This window comes from Bradyrhizobium prioriisuperbiae (genome assembly GCF_032397745.1).
GTDB lineage: Bacteria > Pseudomonadota > Alphaproteobacteria > Rhizobiales > Xanthobacteraceae > Bradyrhizobium_A > Bradyrhizobium_A prioriisuperbiae.
On record NZ_CP135921.1, the window covers coordinates 5081868 to 5104919 of the forward strand.

The 23052-nt window shown below is 60.6% G+C and carries 20 protein-coding genes and 3 pseudogenes; 18 read left to right on the top strand and 5 right to left on the bottom strand.

Going from position 1 to position 23052, the window contains the following annotated elements:
* Positions 1-638: 638 nt before the first annotated feature.
* From RS897_RS24055 to RS897_RS24080, 4 genes and pseudogenes are all read right to left on the bottom strand, one after another.
* Positions 639-1874, bottom strand: a pseudogene (locus RS897_RS24055) (DUF4082 domain-containing protein); the annotation flags it as partial.
* 32 nt (positions 1875-1906) lie between these two features.
* A pseudogene (locus RS897_RS42310) lies at positions 1907-2503 on the bottom strand (N,N-dimethylformamidase beta subunit family domain-containing protein); the annotation flags it as partial.
* Positions 2504-3386: 883 nt separating this feature from the next.
* Positions 3387-3539, bottom strand: coding sequence for a hypothetical protein (locus tag RS897_RS24075; RefSeq protein ID WP_315831227.1), 153 nt, complete (start codon positions 3537-3539; stop codon positions 3387-3389).
* Between the two features lie 460 nt (positions 3540-3999).
* Entirely contained in the window at positions 4000-6405 is a 2406-nt protein-coding gene (locus RS897_RS24080) for a heavy metal translocating P-type ATPase (RefSeq protein ID WP_315831228.1), read from the bottom strand.
* A 53-nt stretch (positions 6406-6458) separates the two neighbouring features.
* On the opposite strand from RS897_RS24080, the gene RS897_RS24085 reads away from it, so the two are divergent.
* From RS897_RS24085 to panD, 10 genes and pseudogenes are all read left to right on the top strand, one after another.
* The gene (locus RS897_RS24085; RefSeq protein WP_315831229.1) at positions 6459-6734 is read left to right on the top strand and encodes a metal-sensitive transcriptional regulator; all 276 of its coding nucleotides are present in this window, start codon (positions 6459-6461) and stop codon (positions 6732-6734) included.
* Between the two features lie 100 nt (positions 6735-6834).
* A complete protein-coding gene (locus RS897_RS24090; protein ID WP_315831230.1) occupies positions 6835-7323 on the top strand; it encodes a hypothetical protein in 489 nt (162 codons plus the stop codon).
* 77 nt (positions 7324-7400) lie between these two features.
* Positions 7401-7697 (top strand): hypothetical protein, encoded by a 297-nt coding sequence (locus RS897_RS24095; RefSeq protein ID WP_407654289.1) that lies wholly within the window; start codon positions 7401-7403, stop codon positions 7695-7697.
* Positions 7698-7706: 9 nt separating this feature from the next.
* Positions 7707-9170 (top strand): TolC family protein, encoded by a 1464-nt coding sequence (locus RS897_RS24100; RefSeq protein WP_315831232.1) that lies wholly within the window; start codon positions 7707-7709, stop codon positions 9168-9170.
* 11 nt (positions 9171-9181) lie between these two features.
* Entirely contained in the window at positions 9182-10567 is a 1386-nt protein-coding gene (locus RS897_RS24105) for a multicopper oxidase family protein (protein ID WP_315831233.1), read from the top strand.
* A 43-nt stretch (positions 10568-10610) separates the two neighbouring features.
* On the top strand, positions 10611-11096 hold the full coding sequence (locus tag RS897_RS24110; protein ID WP_315831234.1) for a cupredoxin domain-containing protein: 486 nt from the start codon (positions 10611-10613) through the stop codon (positions 11094-11096).
* 30 nt (positions 11097-11126) lie between these two features.
* Positions 11127-11423 carry a copper-binding protein gene (locus RS897_RS24115; RefSeq protein WP_315831235.1) on the top strand — a complete coding sequence of 99 codons (297 nt, stop codon included), beginning with the start codon at positions 11127-11129 and terminating at the stop codon, positions 11421-11423.
* Between the two features lie 270 nt (positions 11424-11693).
* Positions 11694-12838: pseudogene (locus RS897_RS24120) on the top strand (OpgC domain-containing protein).
* Positions 12839-12953: 115 nt separating this feature from the next.
* Entirely contained in the window at positions 12954-13442 is a 489-nt protein-coding gene (locus RS897_RS24125) for a DUF411 domain-containing protein (protein WP_315831236.1), read from the top strand.
* 211 nt (positions 13443-13653) lie between these two features.
* Positions 13654-14007: an aspartate 1-decarboxylase gene (gene panD, locus RS897_RS24130; protein WP_315831237.1), complete on the top strand. Its 354-nt coding sequence runs from the start codon at positions 13654-13656 to the stop codon at positions 14005-14007.
* Positions 14008-14083: 76 nt separating this feature from the next.
* On the opposite strand, the gene RS897_RS24135 is transcribed toward panD, so the two are convergent.
* Positions 14084-14841 (bottom strand): IS5 family transposase gene (locus RS897_RS24135; protein WP_315831238.1). Its coding sequence is split into 2 segments (ribosomal slippage): positions 14084-14511 and positions 14511-14841, totalling 759 coding nucleotides; the frame shifts between segments, so codons are not numbered across the junction.
* Positions 14842-15274: 433 nt separating this feature from the next.
* On the opposite strand from RS897_RS24135, the gene RS897_RS24140 reads away from it, so the two are divergent.
* The 8 genes from RS897_RS24140 to RS897_RS24175 all read left to right on the top strand — a co-directional run bounded on the left by RS897_RS24140 (position 15275) and on the right by RS897_RS24175 (position 23038).
* Positions 15275-16435, top strand: a complete 1161-nt coding sequence (locus RS897_RS24140) for a transporter substrate-binding domain-containing protein (RefSeq protein ID WP_315831239.1) — start codon at positions 15275-15277, stop codon at positions 16433-16435.
* Complete coding sequence (locus tag RS897_RS24145; protein ID WP_315831240.1) at positions 16432-17085, top strand: ANTAR domain-containing response regulator; 654 nt, start codon at positions 16432-16434, stop codon at positions 17083-17085. Before RS897_RS24140 ends, RS897_RS24145 begins: the two co-directional genes overlap by 4 nt.
* A gap of 9 nt (positions 17086-17094) precedes the next feature.
* Positions 17095-18333, top strand: a complete 1239-nt coding sequence (locus RS897_RS24150; RefSeq protein ID WP_315831241.1) for an urea ABC transporter substrate-binding protein — start codon at positions 17095-17097, stop codon at positions 18331-18333.
* A 259-nt stretch (positions 18334-18592) separates the two neighbouring features.
* The gene (locus RS897_RS24155; protein WP_315831242.1) at positions 18593-19465 is read left to right on the top strand and encodes an ABC transporter permease subunit; all 873 of its coding nucleotides are present in this window, start codon (positions 18593-18595) and stop codon (positions 19463-19465) included.
* A gap of 11 nt (positions 19466-19476) precedes the next feature.
* Entirely contained in the window at positions 19477-20541 is a 1065-nt protein-coding gene (locus tag RS897_RS24160) for a branched-chain amino acid ABC transporter permease (protein WP_315831243.1), read from the top strand.
* Positions 20541-21269, top strand: a complete 729-nt coding sequence (locus RS897_RS24165; RefSeq protein ID WP_315831244.1) for an ATP-binding cassette domain-containing protein — start codon at positions 20541-20543, stop codon at positions 21267-21269. The genes RS897_RS24160 and RS897_RS24165 overlap by 1 nt, the downstream gene beginning before the upstream one ends.
* Positions 21262-22002, top strand: a complete 741-nt coding sequence (locus RS897_RS24170) for an ABC transporter ATP-binding protein (protein ID WP_315831245.1) — start codon at positions 21262-21264, stop codon at positions 22000-22002. The genes RS897_RS24165 and RS897_RS24170 overlap by 8 nt, the downstream gene beginning before the upstream one ends.
* 46 nt (positions 22003-22048) lie before the next feature.
* Positions 22049-23038 carry an acetamidase/formamidase family protein gene (locus RS897_RS24175; RefSeq protein WP_315831246.1) on the top strand — a complete coding sequence of 330 codons (990 nt, stop codon included), beginning with the start codon at positions 22049-22051 and terminating at the stop codon, positions 23036-23038.
* Positions 23039-23052 lie beyond the last annotated feature (14 nt).

The following is a 23052-nucleotide window of genomic DNA, read 5'->3' on the forward strand; positions in this document are numbered from 1 at the left end:
TATCAGTGAGATGACGGTGGCAAAAATGCTCGGCCAATGTTGGCCGATCGACTTTCTACGCCCACTACACAAGCAAGGATGATTTAAAGCGGAGCGGTTTTGAGCCTTTGCGTAGGCTGCTCACCGATCGATAGAGGGAGGCGCTGGCGACGGCGGGAGCAGTGAAGAGCCGGAGCTTTGATTTCAGTCTGGCCATGTTCGAGCATGCGCGTAACCATAGGGACTACTATCAAGTGTTGGTCGGCGGGCGCGGCGGCACCGTCAGCTTGGCGCCATTCGCCAGATACTTTCTGATCTGGCGCGCGACGAACTTGCCGCAACCGACGACAAGAATCCCGGGAGGTGATGCCGCGTGAACTTGCCGTCCAGTATGTCATCGGAGCCTACATGACCATGTTGACCTGGTGGCTTGACAGTGGGGCGAAGCTGCCGCCCCAACGGATTGATGCAATGTTTCGGCGCTTGGTCACCGTTGTACCTTCGCTCTCCTGAAAGAGGCGAGTCTGTCCGATTTTCTGCTGAAGAACGACGACGGGAAAACTCCAAATAACGCCACGTCTTTTGCGATCATCGATTTCTTTTCGATATCGCTGCCTGGACGTCCCATGCCAAACTGTAAGCTCTTACGTGACCGAACGCTATGCTGCCAGTTGGGCGCGGAACAGCACGTCAACGCCGTAGCTCGTCGCATTGTATGTGTTGCTTGGGAACAGGCTCCCGCTCCCATACGCATACACGCCGTTACCGCCGCTGGACGCGGACGAGGGCGCCGTCAGCGGCCCATTGGTGACGGCGTTGGCAAACAGGTTCGGATCGGCTGAGTAGTTTCCCGCGGTGTGATAAGAGGCTATGTAAGTCGTCCCCGCGGTGATTGTCACCGGCGTGGCGAAATTGACCTGCTGCCAGCCGCTCGTGGTTTCGTTGCTGAAGGTCGCGCTGGCAAGCAACGTGCCGGTGGCCGACCAAAGGTCGGCGACGTGGGTACCGGTATTCTGCGGTCCCTTGTAGAAGCGAATCCCGATAATGTCGCCGTTGCTCGAGGCTTGGAATTTGAGCCCGAGCTCTACCGAGTTCGGGTCGTTGACCGTCACGACGCTAGGGGTCGAACTGGCACTGAATAGGCTCACGGTCGACGACGCAGGGCTCACAGTCAGGCCGACGGATGCCGTGGCGGCGCCGCCACGGCCATCTGAGATCGCGTAATTGAACGACGCCGGCCCGGTGTAACCGGCGGTCGGCGTAAAAGTCACGGTGTTGGTCTCTGCATTGTAGGCGGCCGTGCCGTTGACGCCGCCGCTGGCGCCCGTGACTGTCAGGGCATCGCCGTTCGGATCGGTGTCGTTGGCGAGCAGGGTCGCCGCCGGAATAGACAGCGTCGTGTTCTGGGTGGCGCTGAAGCCGCTGTCATTATTCGCGACCGGCGGCTGGTTGGCGCCGCTCGTGGGGCTGAACAGCACGTCGACCCAGTAGTTGGTTGCGCCGTATGTGCCGGTCGGGAACAGATTGCCGGTGCCATAGGAGTAAACGCCATTGTTGGTTGCGGGCGCCGTCAGCGGACCGCTAACGCGAGCGGTGGTGAAATAGTTGCTAGTACCCGGAATCAGAGCTGAGTGATACGCGATCCTCTGCGGAAGAAGGGGCTTCTCTTGCTAGCAGAATCATCCTGACCTTGAATCGCGACTCACGTTCCAAGAAAAGGGGGTACTAGTCGCGGCGTAGCGGCCGTTGCTGTTGAAGCTCGCCACATATGTCGTGCCGGCTGCGATCGAAACCGGGTTGCTGAAGGTGATGGTCTGCCAGCCACTGGTCGTCTCGTTCGTGAACGTGGCGGTCGCCAGCAGCGTACCGGTGCTGCTCCACAACGAGCGGGTGTGGGTGACCGGCCGATCCGACCGCTCTGGTCGACACCGCCGTAAAAGTTGTAGCCGCCCCACCAGTTGTACGCCTGCCAGGTGGTATCCGAGGTCTGAAACGTGATGTCGCTGGGATTTTGGTCGTCACGAACGATGAACGGGATGATGTTCTGGCCGCCGGTGTCGAGACGTGTCAGCTCGGCGAAATAGATACCTGACACGGCATCCGCCGGGATGTCCCATGAGGCGGATACCGACCAATTGCCGGCATCCACCAGTTTTGTGGTCGGATCAAACAACGGTAGCGGCTGAGTTTGCGCGGTCGCGAGGTTCTTGTTGATGGTGGTGATGAGCCGGGCGCCATTTCCGCCATAGTAGCCGAGGCGATAGATATCGATGCGGTAGTTGGTGGCGTTCGTGCTGATCTTGAAATCGACCCGTTGACCATTGTCGATCGTGAATTGCGCTGCATATCCTTCGATGCTCGAGTCGGCTTGCCCGATAAGCCACACGCTCTCTGGCGTGCCCGGCTTCTGGTTTTCCAGCACGATGGCATTTTGTGCTGCGGCCGCAGCAAGCGAGGGCGCGGCAGAGGTGCTGGTGCTCGGCTGGAAGAGATTAACAGTCGACGGATCCGTGGTGCCGAGCCCGCCAGGGCCGTAGCTCAGGAGTGCTGCAAAGTCCAGGACGCCAAGGTTGTTGGTGTCAGTGGTCGTTGCATCGTCCGGCTTGTCGTACTCAAGTATCCTGGGCGCGTATCCGGAAGGCTGACCATTTTTCGACGGACCCCCGATACGGATCGAGCATACTGAGCAAGCGCGCCCGTTGCAGGAGCCGCACGGTGAAGAAAGCGCTTGCTGTTGCCATTGAGCTGCCCACGATCTCAATATGGTGCTTACGCTACCGGAAGAAGCCGTTGATATTGCCATGGCGGGGCTCGCAATGAAGAATAAAATATTAAATAGTTTAATGATTTAAAATATTAAATCACGGCAAAAATTAAATATGAGGTGTTTTGCCGCCGATAGCCGAACGGGCCGGATACTGGCCCGCTTCTCGAGGAATTCGCGGCAGGGGAGTTCCGGACCAACGGCCCGTATGAGACGGCGGAGCCTGCGGACAATGTGCCAGCGTTGCTGCGCCGGTGCCGTCGCTGATCTGCAACTGTCCCCCATGACATGATCGTGCTCGCAGACCGGCGGTCGATGTCACTGGATTGGCAGCTCCAGCCGTTGATCGCAATCGGCCTCGCCGGCCCGGGCCGGCGAACTCTATCGGGACGGTCTGCCTTGAGCGTCTCTATTCAGCTGGCAGGCGAATTTCGGGTGTGCCTCACGGACGCAGCGGTTATTGACGTCGGCAACGCTGACTCAGACAAATCGCAGCCACGTCGACGGGGGCGAGCAGCCCGGCAGCGAAGACGCCGTTCGCTAACAAGACGTCGCGCGCCCGCGTTGGTTATACGGTCGAGCATTTTCTGCTCTATGGCACGGCAGGTTTCGCTCGGACCTACGATGAAGGTGAGACGCACCCTCAAACGTTAATGGTGGCCGTGGTGGCCGCCATGATGACCGTGGTGACCATGATGGTGATGGTGGAAGAATCCTCCGCCGCCAAAATAAAAGCTTGGTCCACCACCGTAATAGTAGCCTGGTCCGCCGTCATAGTAACGGGGGCCTGTTTCATAACAGGTCCTGCGCCAGCCATAGCCGGTCCATGTTCGCCGACATACCAGATGCACCGGTTCTGTCAGTTCACCTGCAACTGATGCGTTCAGTCCATCAATTCTCGGCATCGCATTTGCCGGCACACTGACGAGTGATCCCGCGCCGACGATTGCCGCAACTACTGTCGCCGCAAAAATTGAACGACGCATTTTTTCCTCCTCTTGGGCCAGAAGCCCAGCGTCCGATCAGCGTTTCAGCGCCATCTGACAATGGGTGTATGTTGTGCTAAGCTGCGAGCTTGCATTATGGCCAATTGTCGCAGCGCGGTTGTGAACAAAGCATGTTGGATCAATTCATCCTTTGTTCATTCAATCGGCCGCTAGACGCTTGCCACTTTCAGGCGCGGCCGTTTTCGGGACGCGTCGGTTAGGTAGCATCCTAAAGCCCGATCGCAGTCACAGAGAGGAAGTTCTAGGCAGTCAGAGCTCGGTTCCTCGCAGCCGCAATGCGTTGCCGACGACGCTCACAGACGATAATGCCATTGCTGCGGCCGCGATGATTGGCGAAAGCAACACACCAAAGGTTGGATAAAGAATACCCGCTGCGACCGGAATTCCGGCTGCGTTATAGATGAACGCGAAGAACAGATTCTGACGGATATTGCGCATGGTGGCCTGCGACAGGCGGCGCGCCCGGACGATGCCGCCGAGGTCGCCCTTGAGCAAAGTCACGCTGGCGCTCTCCATCGCGACGTCCGTGCCGGTACCCATTGCGATGCCGACTTCCGCGGCCGCCAGGGCAGGGGCGTCGTTGACGCCGTCGCCGGCCATCGCGACGATGCGCCCGGCCTTCTGTAGTTTGCTGACAACGGCGCTCTTCTGATCCGGAAGCACTTCTGCCTCGACATTGGCGATTCCGAGCCGCCTCGCGACTGCATTTGCCGTGGTCCGGTTGTCGCCGGTCAACATGATGACGTCGATGCCCTCTGTCGCCAAGGCCTTCAGGGCAGCTGGTGTTGATTGTTTCACCGGGTCGGCAATTGCGAAGAGTCCGGCCAATCGACCATCGATTGCAATGTTGATGACGGTTGCGCCATCTCCGCGCAGCGTCTCGGCTTGCGCATCCAGTGGCTGGGTTTCGATGCCCTCAGCCTTCAGCAAGGCCACGTTCCCCAACAAGATTGTCTTGCCCTCAACCTTTCCCGTGACGCCTTTGCCGGTGGGAGAGTTGAACTCGTCCACATTGGCTAAAGTCAGATTCTGTTCGTTGGCAGCGCGAACGATGGCGTCGGCGAGAGGATGTTCGCTGGCGCGCTCGACGCTCGCAGCAAGTCGCAGAATATCGGCTTCCTGCAAGCCTGTGGCTGGAACAATCGAGACGACCTTCGGCTTTCCTTCAGTCAGCGTACCCGTCTTATCCACCACCAGCGTGTTGACCTTCTCCATGCGCTCAAGTGCCTCGGCATTCTTGATCAGCACGCCCGCGTGAGCGCCACGACCGACGCCAACCATGATCGACATAGGCGTGGCCAAGCCCAGCGCGCAGGGGCAGGCGATGATCAGCACGCTCACGGCTGCGACAAGGCCGAATGCCACACGTGGCTCCGGGCCGAAGAGTGACCAGGCGCCAAATGCGATGAGCGCAACAACAATCACAGCCGGCACGAACCAGCCGGCAACCTGATCGGCGAGCCGCTGGATCGGAGCCCGCGATCGCTGCGCCTGCGCCACCATCTGCACGATCTGGGAGAGCATGGTGTCGCGACCGACTTTTTCGGCTTTCATCACGAAGCCGCCGGACTGATTGAGCGTGCCCGCAATGACCTTGGCGCCGGTTTCCTTTGTGACCGGCATCGATTCACCGGTTACCATCGATTCGTCGAGGGACGAGCGTCCATCGAGTATGACTCCATCAACCGGCACCTTCTCCCCCGGCCGGACGCGCAACTTGTCGCCCACATGGACGCTGTCGAGTGGGACCTCGTGATCGGTGCCGCTGTCATCAACGCGCCGCGCCGTTTTGGGCGCGAGATCGAGCAGTGCCTTGATCGCCCCGGAGGTGGCCTCGCGGGCGCGCAGCTCCAGCATCTGACCGAGGAGGACCAATACGGTAATGACCGCCGCTGCTTCGAAGTATACGGCGACCGCGCCGTCGTGGCGGCGGAAAGCCGGCGGGAAGATGCCCGGTGCGATCGTTGCTACCAGGCTGTAGGCGTAAGCAACTCCGACGCCCATCGCGATCAGGGTGAACATGTTGAGATTGCGCGTCAGCAGGGATTGCCAGCCGCGTACGAAGAAAGGCCAGCCTGCCCAAAGAACCACGGGGGTCGCGAATACAAGCTGGATCCAGTTTGACAAGGTCTGATCGACCCAGCCATGGCTGCCGACCAGATGGCCACCCATCTCCAGAATGACCGCCGGGAGCGCCAGCGCGAGCCCGATCCAGAAGCGTCTGTTCATGTCGGCGAGTTCGGGATTGGGGCCGGCGTCAACGGTTGCCAGCTCAGGTTCTAGCGCCATCCCACAGATAGGACAGCTTCCCGGACCGATCTGACGGATCTCCGGGTGCATGGGGCAGGTGTACATCGTGCCTTCCGGGACGTCGGCTTGCTGAACGGTCTTGTTGAGGTATCGCTCCGGTGCCGTCGCAAATTTGGTCCGGCAGCCAGCCGAACAGAAATAATATGTGTGGCCGTGATAATCGAAACGATGTTTGCTAGTCGCAGGATCGACCGTCATCCTGCAAACAGGGTCGACCCCCGTCGTGCTCTGGTTTGAGCTGTGATCATAGTGATGATCGCCGTGCTTGTGCGCGGAGTGGCCGTGATTTCCGCCGCAGCAACCTGTTGCGTTCGTGTCCTTATTTGCATTTTCGGCGGCGGTCATCTAAATCTCCCGAGCACCTTGCAACCCATACCCTGTAGGGGTATATAGCTCGCATGCGAAAAGACATCAAGACGTCCTGCCAAAAGCGCTTGAGCCGAATCGAGGGCCAGGTGCGCGGCCTCTCCCGAATGGTGGAGGAGGACCGCTACTGCATCGATATCGTAACGCAGATTTCCGCCGTTCGTGCCGCGCTTCGCCGGGTGGAAGAAGAGTTGCTGAAGGACCACGTTGCGCATTGCGTGGAATACGCGATCGCGAGCGGCGACAAGGCCGATCAGCGCAAGAAGATCGCCGAACTTATGGAGGTTGTCGGGCGGGCGGAAAGGTGATGAACAACTGGAGTTCCGGCTTGGCGACCATTCGGTTCCCGGCTATGCTTGTGGTTCAGGTCGATCAACAGTCTTTTTTGGGAATAAGATCAAACTAGCGATGTTCGTGCGTCTGACCAAAGCAATGCGATTGAGAGCAGGCTTGCTTGCCCTGACGTATCTGCTTTGCGTGCTGGCACCGAGCCTTGCGTTTGCTGCCACCAATGGCTCGAGGGCAGCGCCTTGTCTCACCGACGAGGAGCATAATCTGGGCATTATTCATGTGCATCAGCCGGGTGATGGTGTCTCGCGGCACGTCCATAAAGACGGCCAGGTGCATGAACATCGAGAAGCAGGCCATTCGCACGTTAGTGCGTCGGACGATTCAGATGCTGCAAAATCCGTCGCCGATAGAGCGGCGCCTCCTGCGGAAGAGCCCCACAAGGCGGCTGGTACGCTATGCTGCGGCATGGTGTGCATAAGCGCGCTGCCGGCCACCGTCGTCGACATGGTCGAGCCTGCTGCGCCAGCCTCGGTCTGCGACGCCGAGAATTACCGCAACCTCGCGGATAACGCGCCGCCTCGGCATTACCGTCCCCCCATTTCCTGACTTGACGAAATGACGTGGCGCCGCGCCTGACTTGGCGTGCGCGGCTTCGATTCATCGGCAGTTCGGGGAAAAGGTTTATGTTGACGCAGTTTGGGGCGAAGTTCGCCGCCGTTCGTTCGGTGGCATGCAAAATCTATCAGAGGAGGGCCGGCGTTGCGACGGGGATGGCTCTGTTGGCCATCGGCGGCGTGGTGTCGGGATGCGCGGTTCCGATCGCGTTGAAGGAGAAGGATCCCGCGGATCCGGCGGCGCGCGTTGCGCCCGTCAGCTACCGCTCGACGGTTGCGCCCTACACCAGCCTGCGTCCGGCCACGCCGGCGCCCTGGCGCCAGCAGAACGAAGACGTCACTCCATCCCCGAAGTCCGGGCAATAGGAGGCGGCGATGACAACATCAGCAAATATTTTGCACGTCGTCTCGCAACCCGGTCGGCACCGGACAGCGCTTGGGCTCGTCGTGGTGTCAGCGCTGCTGTCCGGCTGTGCGTCTTTCTCGCCCGACGGTGGGATGAAGGTTGTGGCCGACGTCACGGGAGAGGCTCTGAAGAAGGACGTCATTGCGGTCCGGACGCCTGACGATGCGCAATCGGCCAACGATGCCGTGCGGTCACTGCTTCGGCCAACGCTGACCGCGGACTCGGCTGTTCAAGTCGCTTTGCTCAACAATAAGGGCCTGCAGGCGGCCTACAACGAGCTGGCGCTGGCCGAAGCGGACATGGTTCAGGAGAGCCTGCCGCCCAATCCGACATTCTCCATCTCGCGGATCACCGGCAATGGTGCGAGCGAGATCGAGCGACAGGTCGTCGGTGATATTTTGGCGCTCGCGACCCTGCCGTTCCGCTCGGAGATCGCGCGCGAGCGCTTCCGCCAGGCGCAACTGCGGGCGGCGCTGGAGACCCTGCGTCTCGCCGCCGATGTTCGACGGGCATACTACCGCGCTGCCGCGGCGAATGAACTTTCCGCTCTGTTGACGGATTGGAAGTCAACGGCCGAATCGACCGCTCAACTGGCGTTAAAACTTGGTCAGACCGGTTCATTGAACAAGCTCGATCAGGCGCGTGAACAGGCATTCTATGCGGAAACCACTGCTGATCTCGCAACTGTCAGGCAAGAGGCTGCAAGCTCGCGCGAGCGGCTGGCGCGCCTGCTCGGTCTGTGGAATGGCGATCTCAATTTCCGCTTGCCCGGCAAGCTTCCGACGCTGCCGCCGCGCCCGCGCACGCTTCCCGGAATCGAGGTCGATGCCGTCGGGCATCGTGTCGACCTGCAGATCGCCCGTATGGAACTCGACGCGCTGGCGAAGTCTCTCAAGCTGACTGAGGCTACGCGTTTCGTGACGTTGCTGGACATGGCCGGCATCTCGAGAAGGACCCGCGATCCGGAGGGCCCTCCGTTTAGGGAGCGCGGCTTTGACATCCAGTTTCAGATCCCGATTTTCGACGGCGGCGAGGTGCGCGTTCGGCAGGCGACCGAAACCTACAATCAGGCGTTCAATCGTCTGACCGAGAAGGCGGTCAACGTTCGGTCCGAAGCGCGGGATGCCTATCGTGTTTATCGATCGACCTACGACATCGCCAGCCACTATCAACGCGAGGTTCTGCCGCTTCGCCAGATCATCTCGGACGAGATGCAGTTGCGCTTCTCAAGCATGCAGGTCGACGTGTTCGCGCTGCTCACCGAGGCGCGGCAGAGGCTGGCCGTGATACGCGCCGCGGTTGATGCAAAGCGCGAATTCTGGCTGGCGCAGTCGGAGCTGAAGACCGTCGTCTTCGGTGGAGGAGGGGGCGCTGCTTCGCCGGAGACGCGCTCCACGACGACGGTCCAGGCGGCTGGCGGCAACGAACATTAAAGGAGGTCATCATGTTCTCGCGACGTAACTTCATTGGATCGGCGGCCGTGCTTGCTGGCGCAGCCGCTGTCAGCGGCCGCGTGCAGGCCGCAAGCATTCCCGAAGCGCCGACAATGGACAAGGTCAACATGCAACCGCCGCTTTACCCGAAGAGCGGTCCCGACTATCGCCCGGTTGTCACGCTTAATGGGTGGTCACTGCCTTGGCGCATGAACGGCGACTGGAAGGAATTTCATCTGGTCGCCGAGCCGGTGGTGCGCGAGTTCGCCGAAGGCATGAAGGCGAATCTATGGGGCTACAACGGCCAATCGCCGGGTCCGACGATCGAGGCAGTCGAAGGCGACAAGGTCCGCATCTTCGTCACCAACAAGCTTCCCGAATGGACCACCGTGCATTGGCACGGCATGATCGTGCCGAGCGGGATGGATGGCGTCGGCGGGCTGAATCAGCCGCACATCAAGCCGGGCGAAACCTTCGTCTATGAGTTCGAGATGAAGAAGAGCGGGACATTCATGTACCACCCGCACGCCGACGAAATGGTGCAGATGGCCATGGGCATGATGGGCATGTTCATCGTTCATCCGCGTGATCCATCGTTCCGGCCCGTCGACCGCGACTTCGTCTTCATCATGAGCACCTATCTCATCGACCCCGGCACCTACCTGCCGAAGGTCAACGAGATGACCGACTTCAACATGTGGACCTGGAACAGCCGGGTGTTCCCTGGCATCGATCCCTTACCAGTGCGGCTCGGGGACAAGGTGCGGGTGCGCATTGGCAACCTAACGATGACCAACCATCCAATACATCTGCATGGGCATAGCTTCGCGGTCAGTTGCACTGACGGCGGCTGGGTCCCCGAAAGCGCCCAATGGCCGGAAACCACGACCGATGTACCGGTCGGCGCGGTGCGGGCTTTCGACGTCCTGGCCGATAATCCCGGCGACTGGGCGTTCCACTGCCATAAGTCGCATCACACCATGAACGCGATGGGCCACGACGTGCGCAATTTCATCGGTGTGTCGAAGAAGGATCTCGCCAAAGCGGTTGGAAAGCTCGCACCGGATGCGATGGTGATGGGTTCAACCGGCATGGCGATGGGCGAAATGGAGATGCCGATGCCCGACAACACGCTGATGATGATGACGGGATCCGGCCAGTTTGGGCCGATCGAGATGGGCGGCATGTTCACGGTGATGAAGATTCGCGAGGATCTCGCGCGGGATGATTACAAGGATCCTGGCCCATACAAGTTTCCCGCGGGCACCGTTGCTTACAAAGTCGACGCTCCTGCCAGCCAGGCGCCGCGGCAAAACAATACGAAACCGGACGGCAAGTCCGATGGCATGAAGGCCAAGAAGCCCATGCAAATGAAGGGCATGAAAATGCCGATGTAGGAACGCTGCGAGGACAGCAAATTCAACTTCACAGGAGAAGCATATGAGAATTGGACGACAAACCTTCATCACGCTTGTGGGAACTACGCTTCTGACGGCAGCGGCCTGGGCTGGCGAGGGGCCTCCCGGTCACCACCACGATGACTCGTTTTCGGCGGGCGAACCAGGAAACGCGAAGAAGCCGGCGCGGATCGTGCAGGTCACGATGGGTGAGATGGACGGCAAGATGATGTTCATGCCGGCAAAGGTCGAGGTGAAGAAGGGCGAGCAAGTCAAGTTCGTGCTTCGCAACAATGGCGAGCTCGATCACGAGTTCATCCTGGCTACGACAGCTGAGAATCTCAAGCACGCCGAGGCCATGAAAAAGAACCCGGATATGGAGCACGACGATCCGAACGGCAAGCGGCTTGCACCGAAGAAAGCGGACGAGATCGTCTGGAAATTCACCAAGGCCGGCGAGTTCGAATACTCCTGCCTGATTCCCGGTCACCGGGAAGCGGGGATGATCGGCACCGTCGTGGTCAAGTAAAGCGGGCGAATTCAACCGAAAGGAGTGGATATGAACGTTAAACTCACAACAGCAGTACTCTCGCTTTCCCTTCTCCTGGGCGCCGGAACAGCGGTCGCTCAGGCTGCGAATGGCGAGGTCAAGAAGATCGATGAGGCTGCCGGAAAGATCACCTTGAAGCATGGCCCGATCAAGAACCTCGATATGGACGAGGAGAGCATGACCATGGTCTTCCGTGTTCAGGATCCTGCAATGCTCAAGCAGGTGAAGGTCGGCGACAAGGTGCAGTTCGAGGCCGAGCGTGCGACGGCCGGCATCACCATCACGAAAATGCAGAAAAGCAAATAGCGACGCCAAATCCGACGCCGCCACACGAGTCGGCGGCGTCGAACCTCAAAACTCAATAAGTGGGGCGCCAGCGGCGACCGCGCGGGGAAGCGAAAGGAGCCATCATTGAGCCAAGCTGATCTGGCTGCCGAGAGAATCGGGAGGAGAAGCCGAGTTGTCCGACCACTCGAGTGCGGCCGCCACATGTACCAAAGTCCGGCACAATGGGGGTATTTGCCAGAACTTCATGAAGACATCGCGCACTCAAGAAGAGGGCCGCTCGCAAATCGCATGAAAATCAGAGCTGTTCTACCTCCTAAGGGACGTGATCTTCGCTTGGATCTTTTCGCGGCGTTGCTAACTGGGCTATCTTTCTTGACCATATCCCCAACAATGCCGTGAACTGGATTACGACGAGAAACTACGGATTCAGCGACGCCGCGGATCTCTTCGTTTTCATTGCCGGCTACGCAGCGGCCTTTGTCTATGCGAAGAGCATGCTGAGGCAGGGTTTCATTGCAGCAACGGATCGCTTGGTTGAGCGGGCCTGGCAATTGTATGTCGCTCATACCCTGGTGCTCGTCGTTTACATGGTGGCGATCAATTGGGTCGCGCAGACGTACAACCAGTCGCATCTTCTGGACGAGTTCAACGTAGCAGGTCTGATTGATCGCCCAATCCCTACACTGACGCAGGGATTGCTGCTGAATTTCAAGCCCCTCAACCTCGATGTTCTGCCGCTCTACATCGTGCTGATGGCCGCCTCTCCGCCAGTGCTATGGCTGATGCTTCGACAGCCTGATCTTACGATTATGGGGTCACTCGCACTCTATCTTGTAGCCAGGTATTTCGGGTGGAATCTGTCTGCCTATCCAACAGGTGTCTGGTATTTTAATCCGTTCACATGGCAATTTCTATTTATGCTTGGCGCCTGGTCTGCGCTCGGCGGAGCATTGAGAGCACGGAGGATCATTCGATCCTGGCCGGTTCTTGCAATCGGATCAGCCTATCTCATTTTCGCGTTGGTCATGACAATGGCGGGGCGTTTCGAGGCGTTCGGGCAGCTATTCCCTGAATGGCTCGTGAGCCTGTTCAATCCGAACGACAAGACAAACCTTGCACCCTACCGAGTGATCCATTTCATGGTTCTCGCAATTCTCGTCGCCCGGTTTTTGCCCATCGATCGGCCTGGCCTGAGATCGCGCTGGCTTGCGCCCTTGATTGTCTGTGGTCAGCGCTCACTGGAGGTATTTTGCGTTGGCATCTTTCTATCCTTCGTTGGTCATTTTCTGCTTGAGCTGATATCTGAGACGTTGCTGGCCCAACTTCTCGTTAGTCTTGCCGGTATTGGATTGATGACTGGAGTTGCCTATTATCGATCCTGGTCGAAAGGACTTGAGAAGCCGCCCAGGCCGCTAACGCATCCAGCAAACTGAAGGTGTGTTGACTGCGTGAAGTCTGTGGTGGCGAGTCGCTCACATGAAAAGTTGACTCGACGCTGGGCAGGTATGGACTAATCTAGGTAACCAAAAAGCTGAACAGGTCAAAGATATGGATGACTTGACAGGATATCCGCGCGGTTTGACAAGACGAGGTGTGCTTGGGTTGTCAGTCGCGCTGTTGATGCTGCCGAGATCGGCAGCATCCGCCGAAGCATCGGAGATACTGGTTCATAAAGATCCAAACTGCGGCTGTTGCACAGGCTGGGTCCACCATCTTCAAGGCGCAGGCTTCGCCGTGACGGTGCATGAAAGCACCGAGTTGCATCTCGTCCGGCAACGCCTCGGCGTGCCGGCCGATCTCGCCGGATGTCACATCGCCGAGGCGAGCGGATATGTTCTCGAGGGGCATGTTCCCGCCGCGGCCGTTCGACGCTTGCTGGCGGAGCGACCTAAGGCCGTCGGGTTGGCTGTTCCGGGCATGCCGATTGGATCGCCGGGAATGGAAGGCGGGGTGGCCGAAAAATACGACGTCGTTCTCTTCGGAGCCAACGGCCGCCGAAAATTCATGAGCTTTGTCGGAGCCGAGATGGCTGGTTGAATCTGGCTGTGATCACAGCCGGCATTCGGTTCGGTGGTGCCGGCATCATCGACCTCGAGAACTGCAACATGTGTTGCAGCTCTCGCGCTTGACTTCGCCGCCATCGACATTCGCCCCGCGGGACTTTAGGTTTGCGGCGAGCCAAGGCCGAGACCGTCAAAGACAAAGGCGCGTCAGCCGTCATCGAGGGAGGATACATTTGCGCTGGGTTATGCGTTCGAAGATTCACAATGCGACTGTGACCGAGGCAAATCTCGCCTATGTCGGATCCATTACCATCGACAAGGAGCTGATCGAACGGGCCGGGTTGTGGGTCGGAGAGCGCGTGCTGGTGGTCTCGAACACGTCAGGCGCACGATTGGAAACCTATGTCATCGAAGGTGCGAGACACTCCGGTGCGATCTGCATGAACGGCGCAGCTGCGCATCTCATCGGCCAGGGCGAACAGATCATCATTATGGGCTTCGAACTCGTCGAGGCGCCCGTCGAACCGAAGGTGATCCTTGTTGACGCGGACAACCGCTTTGCCCGCGATCTGACCGAAACGGCCATGACCCCCGTCTAGTGTCCCGAATTCGAAGCTCGCATCACCTGGCCGCACCTCTGAGCGAACTTCGAATTCGGGACACTAGGGCCTGTCCTCAATTGAGCCAAATGATAGCAGCGGCGAGGTGGATTGCGGCAAGGAAATTTCTCGCAGTTTTATCGTAGCGGGTTGCGATGGCGCGATACTGCTTGAGTTTGCAGAAGAAGTTCTCGATGAGATGGCGCGCCTTGTAGGCGTCTTTATCGAAGTCGCGCTGGATTTGGCGGTGGCCTCTTGGCGGGATCACGACCGATTTTGCCCGGGCGAGTAACGGTTCGATCACCCGCTGGTCGGCATCGTAGGCCTTGTCTGCCAGCAAGGTATTGGCCGCCATGTCCGGCAGCAGAGCATCGGCGCCTTGCAAATCATGGGCCTGGCCGGGCGTAAGTTTGAACCCTAGCGGATTGCCCAGCGCATCGACGAGCGCATGAATCTTGGTGCTTAACCCGCCTTTGCTGCGCCCGAGCGCCTCGTCTTCGCCCGCTTTTTTTGCGCCCCGGCACTGTGCTGATGCGCCCGCACGATTGTGCTGTCGATCATCGCGTACTCATTGTCGGCATCGCTCGCCAGCATCTCAAACAACTTCTTCCACACACCGCTCTTGGCCCAGCGTGAAAACCTCGTGTGAACCTTGATCGGATCGCCAAAGCGCTCCGGCAAATCCCGCCAGGGAATCCCGGCGCGATAACGGTACAGCACCGCCTCGACAAACAGCCGATTGTCCTTGGCGGTGACCCCAACGTGCCCTTTGCGGCCGGGCAAAAACTCCTCGATCCTGTCCCATTGATCGTCCCGAAGGGCGTAGCGGCGCATCTGTCAGCTCCCGAATCAGCTGACTGCCTATGAATCACGCGATAATCTGCCGGGGAATCCTCTAATTGAGGACGGGCCCTAGCGTCCGGCTTCCGAAACTCGCGGCACATTGCTGCATGCGCCGGCCGGCTGCGTGTTCCGCGCCGGTGCGACAATCACGACGTGTGACATGCCCCACACACTTTGCGCAGCAGCATATTTTTTCGACAGCGGAGAAGGATTTGAGGCAGCGTGCGCTGCTATATCGCGCTTGACTTCAATATCGATCTAGGGGAGCTTCATATCTGAGCGTTGGGCAAAGCTGCCCGCTAACGCGGCAAGTTCACAACGATTTCCAACACCACGCTGTCGCATTTCAGGCGTGTTGAGTTGGTGGCGAGGGCGCCCTCGGCTTCACAGCCGGCGGGCGTTTTTTTGTTTTTGAAAGAGGCGGATGACGCGACAGCATTTCCAGATCGGCGTGATGTTCTCGACCACCGGCTCCTACAGCGTGGTGGCGCGCTCGATGCTGAATGGTGCGTCGTTGGCTTTCCGCGAGCTGGCCGAGGCGGGCGGGGATGTCACGTTCGAACCAGTGGTGGTCAATCCGTCGGGCGACCTGCAGCGCTATCGCGCGCTCAGCCTCGATCTGCTCAAGGCGGGCATCCGCCAGGTGGTCGGCTGTTACACCTCGTCGAGCCGCAAAGAGGTGATCCCGTGCTTCGAGAAGTACGACGGGCTGCTGTGGTATCCCTCGCACTATGAGGGGTTCGAGAGCTCGGACAACGTCGTCTACACCGGCGCCTCACCCAACCAGCATGTGCTGCCGCTGGTCGATTATCTGGCCTCGCGGGTCGGAACGCGCGCGTTCTGCGTTGGCTCCAATTACATCTGGGCCTGGGAGAACAACCGGATTTTCCGCGAGGCGCTGACCGCGCGGGGCGGCAGTGTGGTGGCCGAGCGTTACCTGCCGGTCGGCGACACCGAATTCGACCAGGTGGTTGCGGCGATCCTCGACCAGCGCCCCGACTTTGTCTTCAACAACCTGATCGGCACCAGCAACTATGCCTTCTTCCGCGCGTTCCGCGCCGCCTGCCGTGCGCGGGGCATCGATCAAGCCATGGCGATTCCGGTGGCGAGCTGTACGCTGTCGGAGCCGGAACTGGCCGAAATCGGGACGGAGGCGGTCGACGGACATCTCAGTTCCAGCGTGTACTTCTCTTCGCTGGACTCGCCCGCAAGCACAGCCTTCATCTCGGCTTATGCCAAGGCGTTTCCGGAGGGGCCGGTGTCATCGGCCGACGCGGAAGCCTCCTACATCGCGGTGAAACTTCTGGCCGCGTCGCTCACGCAGGCGGGAACCGATGAAGCGCGCGCGGTGCGGGCCGCAGTTGCCAACCAGCGCCTGCTGGCTCCGCAGGGCGAGGTGCGTATCGATCCGCAAACCTATCACGCTTGGCTGACACCGCGGATCGCACGCTCGGCCACCAACGGCCAGTTCGAAGTTCTGCTGGAGGCCCGCAGCCCGGTGGCTCCGGATCCCTATCTCGTCCAGTCGTCGCCACGGTTTGCGGTGACGATGCGCGCTCCCGTCTTGCGAGTGGTGAAATCATGATGCCTCGATTGCTTCAGAATTTCAGGGGTGGCCGCGCGCTGATCGTTTCCGCCCGCGGCGGTTCGGAAACCGCGCTGGAAACCACGCTCGCCAAACTCGGGGTCACGAGCGAGTATCCGCCGCTCGTCGATGGCAAGGCGCAGATCGATCCAGCCAGCCTGCAGGCTGAGCGGGATATCCTGTTCATCGACGGTGATCTCGAAGGCGCCGTGGCCATCGAGGTGGATCCGGCGTCGCGCCTGCCGCCGGTGCCGGTGATCGGCCTGGTCGGCGTCGAGGCGCCGAGCCGGCTCAAGGCTCTGGTCAATCTCGGTGCCACATCCTTCCTGCGCAAGCCGGTGCATGGCGGTGCCGTCTACACCTCGCTGTTCATGGGCATCAACCAGTTCCTGCTGCGCAGCGAGATGAATGACCGGATTCAGGATCTCGAATTGCGCCGCCGTGGCAGGCGTGCGGTGGTGCGATCGATCATCCTGCTGATGCAGCAGGATGGCCTCGACGAAGACAGCGCCTATTCCCAGCTCCGCCGCAACAGCATGCGCGCGCGGCAAAGCCTGGAATTCTACTGCGACGACTTTCTGAGCAGGCGGGCGCGTCCTCCCGACAGTCCGGAACGGACGGACGGCGTCACCAAAAAACAGGCCATGTAGGAGAACGACATGACTAAAAACGTGTTGCGAGGGCTGCGTGCCGCAGCCCTCACGGGGACGCTTGTCCTCAATTGTGGCTCGGCCTTCGCCGCCGATCCCATCAAGCTCGGCGTGCTGGAGGACCAGTCCGGCGACTTTGCCGCGGCCACCATCGGCAAGGTGCATGCGATCCAGCTGGCGGCGGAAGAGATCAACAAGGCCGGCGGCATCGCGGGCCGGCCGCTGGAGCTGGTCATCTACGACACCCAGTCCGACAACACGCGTTATCAGGAATTCATGCGGCGCGTGCTGCAGCGGGACAAGGTCGACGTGGTGTTCGCCGGATTCTCGTCGGCGTCGCGCGAGGCCTATCGTCCGATCGTCGACCAGTTCAACGGCTTTGCCTTCTACAACAACCAGTATGAAGGCGGCGTCTGCGATGGCCACATGATCGTCACCGGTGCCGTACCGGAGCAGCAGTTCTCCACTCTCATTCCCTACATGATGGAGAAGTACGGCAAGAAGGTCTACACACTCGCCGCCGACTACAATTTCGGCCAGATCTCGGCCGAATGGGTCCGCAAGATCGTCAAGGAGAACGGCGGCCAGATGGCCGGCGAGGAGTTCATCCCGCTTGGCGTGTCGCAGTTCTCGCAAAGCATCCAGAACATCCAGAAGGCGAAACCCGATTTCGTCGTGACCCTGCTGGTCGGAACCGCCCAGGCTTCCTATTACGAGCAGGCCGCATCCGCCAACGTCAACCTGCCGATGGCCTCCTCGGTCAATGTCGGCCAGGGCTACGAGCACAAGCGCTTCAAGCCGCCGAGCCTGAAGGACATGTACGTCACCACCAACTACATCGAAGAGATCGACTCCCCGGAGAGCAAGGCGTTCCTTGCCAAGTTCAAGGCCAAGTTTCCGAACGAGCCCTATGTGAACCAGGAAGCCGAGAATTCCTATCTCGCCGTCTATCTCTACAAGCAGATGGTTGAACGTGCCAAGTCGACCAAGCGCGAGGAGATCCGCAAGGTGATCGCCCAGGGCGACGTCTGCATGGATGCGCCGGAAGGCAAGGTCTGCATCGATCCGAAGAGCCAGCACATGTCCCACACCATCTATCTGGCGAAAGTCGGCGCCGACCACTCGATCTCGTTCCCGAAAATCTGGGAGGACATCAAGCCCTACTGGCTGGGTGACGCGGGATGCGACCTGACCAAGAAGGATCCGATGGCGCAATACACGCCGTCGAACCCGCCGCCGAAACCCTGAGTCGGCGGTTGGACAGTCACCCCGGCGTTTGCTGCTGCGCGCCGGGGTGATGCCTCACGTGATCCGTCACCCTGAGGTGGCCGCGCAGCGGCCCTCGAAGGGCGACGGCCCAGGCCTCGGCCGTTCATCCTTCGAGGCTCACCTCGCGGTGCAAGTGCACCGCAAGGCTCGCACCTCAGGATGACGGAATAGGTGTCCATCTCAATTCGATCCGCTGAAGCCTCTTCGTACGATCAATCTTCTCAACTCCGGTTGGTTCATGGACATCGCGACCCTCGCATTCTCCGCCCTCTATCAATTCGGCGACGCCTTTGCATTCCTGGTGCTGTCGGCCTGCGGGCTTGCGGTGATCTTCGGCATGATGGGTGTGATCAATCTCGCCCACGGCGAGTTCATCATGTGCGGCGCCTATGTCACGGTGTCCGCGGCCCACGCCGGCCTGCCGCTGCCGCTGGCGATCGCACTGGGCACCGCGGTGTCCGCGCTGGTCGGCGCACTGATCGAACTTGTCGTGATCAGGCACCTGTACGATCGTCCCCTCGACACCATCGTCGCCACCTGGGGACTGAGCCTGATCGCAACCCAAGGCACGCTGATCGTGCTGGGCTCGACCATGGCCGGGGTCGGCACCCCGTTCGGCAGTTTCCAGGTCGGCCAATACTCTTATTCCATCTATCGCATCGTGCTGTTCGTCTCCGCGGTCACGGTGCTGGGCGGCCTCTACATGCTGTTCAACTGGACGCGCTTTGGCGTGCTGGCGCGGGCCACCATCCAGGTACCGCACATGGCCGCCGCGCTCGGCGTCGATATCAGACTGATCTACAGCCTCACCTTTGCCTGCGGAGCCGGCCTCGCGGGCCTCGCCGGCGGCCTCTACGCGCCGACCATGACGCTGGTGCCGACCATGGGCGCCACCTTCATCATGGAGGCCTTCGTCACCGTGGTGGTGGGCGGTGCCGACGTGTTTCTCGGGACGGCGCCGGCCGCGGCCGTGCTTGCGGTGGTGAAATCGGGCATGACATCCTGGCAGGGGCAGCTGTTCGGCCAGATCGGCTTGCTGGTGGCGGTGATCCTGGTGATCCGGGTGCTGCCCAAGGGCATTTCCGGTTTCCTGCTGCGCGAGCGGACCTGAGGGGGATTTGCGTGACCGCCTTGCTTCGCTTGTTCCGTCATCTCGAAGGGCCGCAGACCGTCGGCCGCGGCCCGGCATTCTGGGCCACGTTTGCAGCCGTTGTCGCCGCTGCCTGCGTCTATCCGCTGTTCAGCGACGGTTACACCGTCGGCAACACCGTCTACTTCTTTATCTGGGTGTTCATCGCGCTCAGCCTCTGCCTGATCTGGGGCTATGGTGGCGCGCTGAGTTTCGGCCAGACTGCGTTTTTCGGCATCGCCGGCTACGGCTATGGCATCCTCACCATCAATTTCGGCTCGGCTTACGGCTTCACGCTGCTGGCGCTGGTGCTGGCAATCGGGTTTGCGGCGCTGTTCGCGCTGCTGCTCGGCTACTTCATGTTCTTCGGCCGCATCAGCGGCGTCTTCCTCGGCATCGTGACTCTCGCGGTCACCCTGATGCTGGAGCGCTTCATGGCGCAGACCGCGGGCCCGGAGTGGCGCATCGGCGCAGCACGGCTCAACGGCTTCAACGGCATGAGCGCCATGCCGCCGCTGACGATTCCCTGGCCCGGCGGCGATATCGTGCTGTTCGCCGATATCGGGCTTTATTATTTCGTGCTCGGCCTGCTGCTCGCGATTTATCTGGGCCTGCGCATCCTGATGAACTCGGCGTTCGGCAATGTCATTGTCGCCATCAGGGAGAATCCGGAACGCGCGGAGATGCTGGGCTACGACGTGCGCAAGTATCAGCTGATCACCTTCGTGATCGGGGCCGCGCTCGCCGGCTTGTCCGGTGTGCTCTACACCACCTGGGGGCAATACATCACGCCGTCGAGCATGGGCATGACGGCGGCCGCATTGCCGTTGATCTGGGTCGCGGTCGGCGGCCGCTCCGACCTGACGTCGACGGTGATTGGAACCCTGGTGGTGCTGCTGGCGTTCCAGGCGCTGACCATCTACGGCAGCCAGTATGCGCTGGTGGTGATGGGTCTGCTGCTGGTGCTGACTGTGCTGATCGCACCCAACGGCCTTGTGCTCGGTGCCATGAACCTGATCGGACGCCTGGTCACGCGCCGCGGCAAGGGAGAGCTCTGATGCCGCTGCTGGAGCTGCGCGGGCTGAACAAGCATTTCGGCGGCCTGCACGTCACCAATTCGGTCAACCTGGTACTGGAGGCCGGCGAGATCCATTGCCTGATCGGGCCGAATGGCGCCGGCAAGAGCACGCTGTTTCGGTTGATCCTTGGCGAGCATCATCCCAGCAGTGGCGATATTGTTTTTGCCGGTGAGAACATCACGGCGCTGAAATCCTTTGCGCGGATTCACCGCGGCTTGTCGGTCAAGTTCCAGGTGCCCGGCGTGTTCAAGGGCCTCTCCGTGCGGCAGAACCTCGAGATCGCCGTGCAGCGGCTGCACGGTGGCGCTTCCCTTGAAGACGAGATCGATCGTCTGCTCGCCTTCCTCGGGCTGGCGGGCGAACAGGCGCAACTCGCCGGCAATCTCAGCCACGGCCAGAAGCAGTGGCTCGAGATCGGAATGGCCATCAGTCTTAAGCCGCGCCTGCTGCTGCTCGACGAGCCGACCGCTGGCATGTCGCCGGAAGAGACCCACTTGACCGGCGAGATGGTACAGCGGCTCAATGCCGAAGGCATGACCGTGCTCGCGGTCGAACACGACATGGCCTTTGTGCGGCAGGTCGCGCACAAAGTCACTGTGCTGCATCTCGGACAGGTGTTCGCCCAGGGCACCATCGACGAGATCGTGGCCGACGAGCGGGTCGCCGCGATCTATCTGGGGCAAGCTCATGAGCCGGCGCATGCATAAGCCCATGGACAACGAAGCCGCCCGCAAGGAAGTCATCCTGTCGACACTGGCACTGCGCGCCGGTTATGGCGGCAAGCCGGTGCTGCAAGGCCTCGAGATCGAGGTGCGGGACGGCGAGATCGTTGCGGTGATCGGCCGCAACGGCGTCGGCAAGTCGACGCTGATGAAAAGCCTGATTGGCCTGGTGCCGGCCATGAGCGGCTCCATCGTCTATCGCGGCGAAGCCGTCGAGCAGTTGCCCGCCCACAGGCGGGCGCGGCTCGGCATCGGTTATGTGCCGCAGGGCCGCGACGTGTTTCCGCGCCTGACGGTGGCCGAGAACATGGCGGTGGGCGCCGCCATCAATGGCGGCATCCCCGAAACCGGCCGTCGGCGCGTTGTCGAGGCCTTTCCGATCCTGGAGGAGCGTTGGCACCAGCGTGCCGGCACCATGTCCGGCGGCCAGCAGCAGCAGCTTGCGATCGGGCGGGTGCTGATCGCCGATCCCGATCTCATTCTACTCGATGAACCGTCTGAAGGCATCCAGCCGAATATCGTCCAGGACATCGCCCGCAACATGGTCGAACTCAATCGCAAAACGGGCGTGACCATCATCCTGGTGGAGCAGAACCTCGATATGATCCGCGCCATGGCGCAGCGCTGCTACGTCATGGACAAGGGGCGCATCGTCGCCAGCCTCGATCGCGCCGCCCTCGACGACGCCGCCGAGATGCGTCGTCATCTTGCAGTCTGAAAACCAATCCACGCCGGCAATAACAGACAACAGAAGGAGCAAATCGATGGCCTGGTATGAGAACTCGATCATGGCCCGCAAAGGCGTCGCCAAGGGCAAGTCTGGCACCAAGCACACCATCACCGAAGCCGAGCAGGGCAAGTACCACTATGTCTATGGCCCCTACGTCAAGCCGGTGCTGACCATCGATCCCGGCGCCGTGGTCTCGGCCGAGACCCACGACGCTTTCGAAGGCGCGATCAAACACGAGACCGACAGTCCCTCGAAGATCCTCAACTTTCCCTATCTCAATCCGCAGAACGGACCGATCTGGGTCAAAGGCGCCGAGAAGGGCGATACGCTCGCCGTCTATATCGAGAGCATCGTGCCCCGCGGGCCGCAGCCGCGTGGCACCACGGTGGTGATGCCGGGCTTCGGCGGCCTTGTCAGCACCGACCAGACCGCGCTGCTGCATGAGCCGCTGCCGGAGCGGGTGAAGAAGCTGCACATCGATGCCGAGACTGGCACCAAGTGGAACGACAAGATCACCCTGCCGTACGAGCCGTTCATCGGCACCATCGGCACCTCGCCGGAGATCGAGGCGATCTCCTCGCTGGTGCCGGACTATTACGGGGGCAACATGGACCTGCCCGATGTCGGCGTCGGCGCGGTGGTGTATCTGCCCGTCAACACCAAGGGTGGTCTGTTGTATCTCGGCGATTGCCATGCGGCGCAGGGTGACGGCGAGCTCTGTGGCGTCGCCATCGAGCATCCGACCGTGACCACCGTGCAGGTCGACCTGATCAAGGGCTGGACCATCAAGTGGCCGCGGCTGGAGACCGCCGAGTTCATCATGACCATCGGCTCGGGACGGCCGATGGAGGATGCGGCCCGCATCGCCTACCGCGAGCTCTGCCGCTGGATGGCGGCCGACTACGGCTTTGACGAGATCGACGCCTACATGCTGCTGACGCAAGCGGGCCGCGTGCGGCTCGGCAACATGGTGGATCCGAAATACACCCTCGGAGCCTCGATCAAGAAGTCGTTCCTAGTGTAGAGCCGAGAGTGCAG

What these genes read in the sequence shown, in the direction of transcription:
- RS897_RS24165 (WP_315831244.1), top strand. Translation starts at nt 20,541, where the DNA reads ATGCCGCTGCTGGAGCTGCGCGGGCTGAACAAGCATTTCGGCGGCCTG.
- RS897_RS24150 (WP_315831241.1), top strand. Translation starts at nt 17,095, where the DNA reads ATGACTAAAAACGTGTTGCGAGGGCTGCGTGCCGCAGCCCTCACGGGG.
- RS897_RS24080 (WP_315831228.1), bottom strand. Translation starts at nt 6,405, where the DNA reads ATGACCGCCGCCGAAAATGCAAATAAGGACACGAACGCAACAGGTTGC.
- RS897_RS24125 (WP_315831236.1), top strand. Translation starts at nt 12,954, where the DNA reads ATGGATGACTTGACAGGATATCCGCGCGGTTTGACAAGACGAGGTGTG.
- panD (WP_315831237.1), top strand. Translation starts at nt 13,654, where the DNA reads ATGCGTTCGAAGATTCACAATGCGACTGTGACCGAGGCAAATCTCGCC.
- RS897_RS24110 (WP_315831234.1), top strand. Translation starts at nt 10,611, where the DNA reads ATGAGAATTGGACGACAAACCTTCATCACGCTTGTGGGAACTACGCTT.
- RS897_RS24075 (WP_315831227.1), bottom strand. Translation starts at nt 3,539, where the DNA reads ATGAAACAGGCCCCCGTTACTATGACGGCGGACCAGGCTACTATTACG.
- RS897_RS24090 (WP_315831230.1), top strand. Translation starts at nt 6,835, where the DNA reads ATGTTCGTGCGTCTGACCAAAGCAATGCGATTGAGAGCAGGCTTGCTT.
- RS897_RS24140 (WP_315831239.1), top strand. Translation starts at nt 15,275, where the DNA reads ATGACGCGACAGCATTTCCAGATCGGCGTGATGTTCTCGACCACCGGC.
- RS897_RS24100 (WP_315831232.1), top strand. Translation starts at nt 7,707, where the DNA reads ATGACAACATCAGCAAATATTTTGCACGTCGTCTCGCAACCCGGTCGG.
- RS897_RS24085 (WP_315831229.1), top strand. Translation starts at nt 6,459, where the DNA reads ATGCGAAAAGACATCAAGACGTCCTGCCAAAAGCGCTTGAGCCGAATC.
- RS897_RS24095 (WP_407654289.1), top strand. Translation starts at nt 7,401, where the DNA reads ATGTTGACGCAGTTTGGGGCGAAGTTCGCCGCCGTTCGTTCGGTGGCA.
- RS897_RS24175 (WP_315831246.1), top strand. Translation starts at nt 22,049, where the DNA reads ATGGCCTGGTATGAGAACTCGATCATGGCCCGCAAAGGCGTCGCCAAG.
- RS897_RS24155 (WP_315831242.1), top strand. Translation starts at nt 18,593, where the DNA reads ATGGACATCGCGACCCTCGCATTCTCCGCCCTCTATCAATTCGGCGAC.
- RS897_RS24105 (WP_315831233.1), top strand. Translation starts at nt 9,182, where the DNA reads ATGTTCTCGCGACGTAACTTCATTGGATCGGCGGCCGTGCTTGCTGGC.
- RS897_RS24115 (WP_315831235.1), top strand. Translation starts at nt 11,127, where the DNA reads ATGAACGTTAAACTCACAACAGCAGTACTCTCGCTTTCCCTTCTCCTG.
- RS897_RS24170 (WP_315831245.1), top strand. Translation starts at nt 21,262, where the DNA reads ATGCATAAGCCCATGGACAACGAAGCCGCCCGCAAGGAAGTCATCCTG.
- RS897_RS24145 (WP_315831240.1), top strand. Translation starts at nt 16,432, where the DNA reads ATGATGCCTCGATTGCTTCAGAATTTCAGGGGTGGCCGCGCGCTGATC.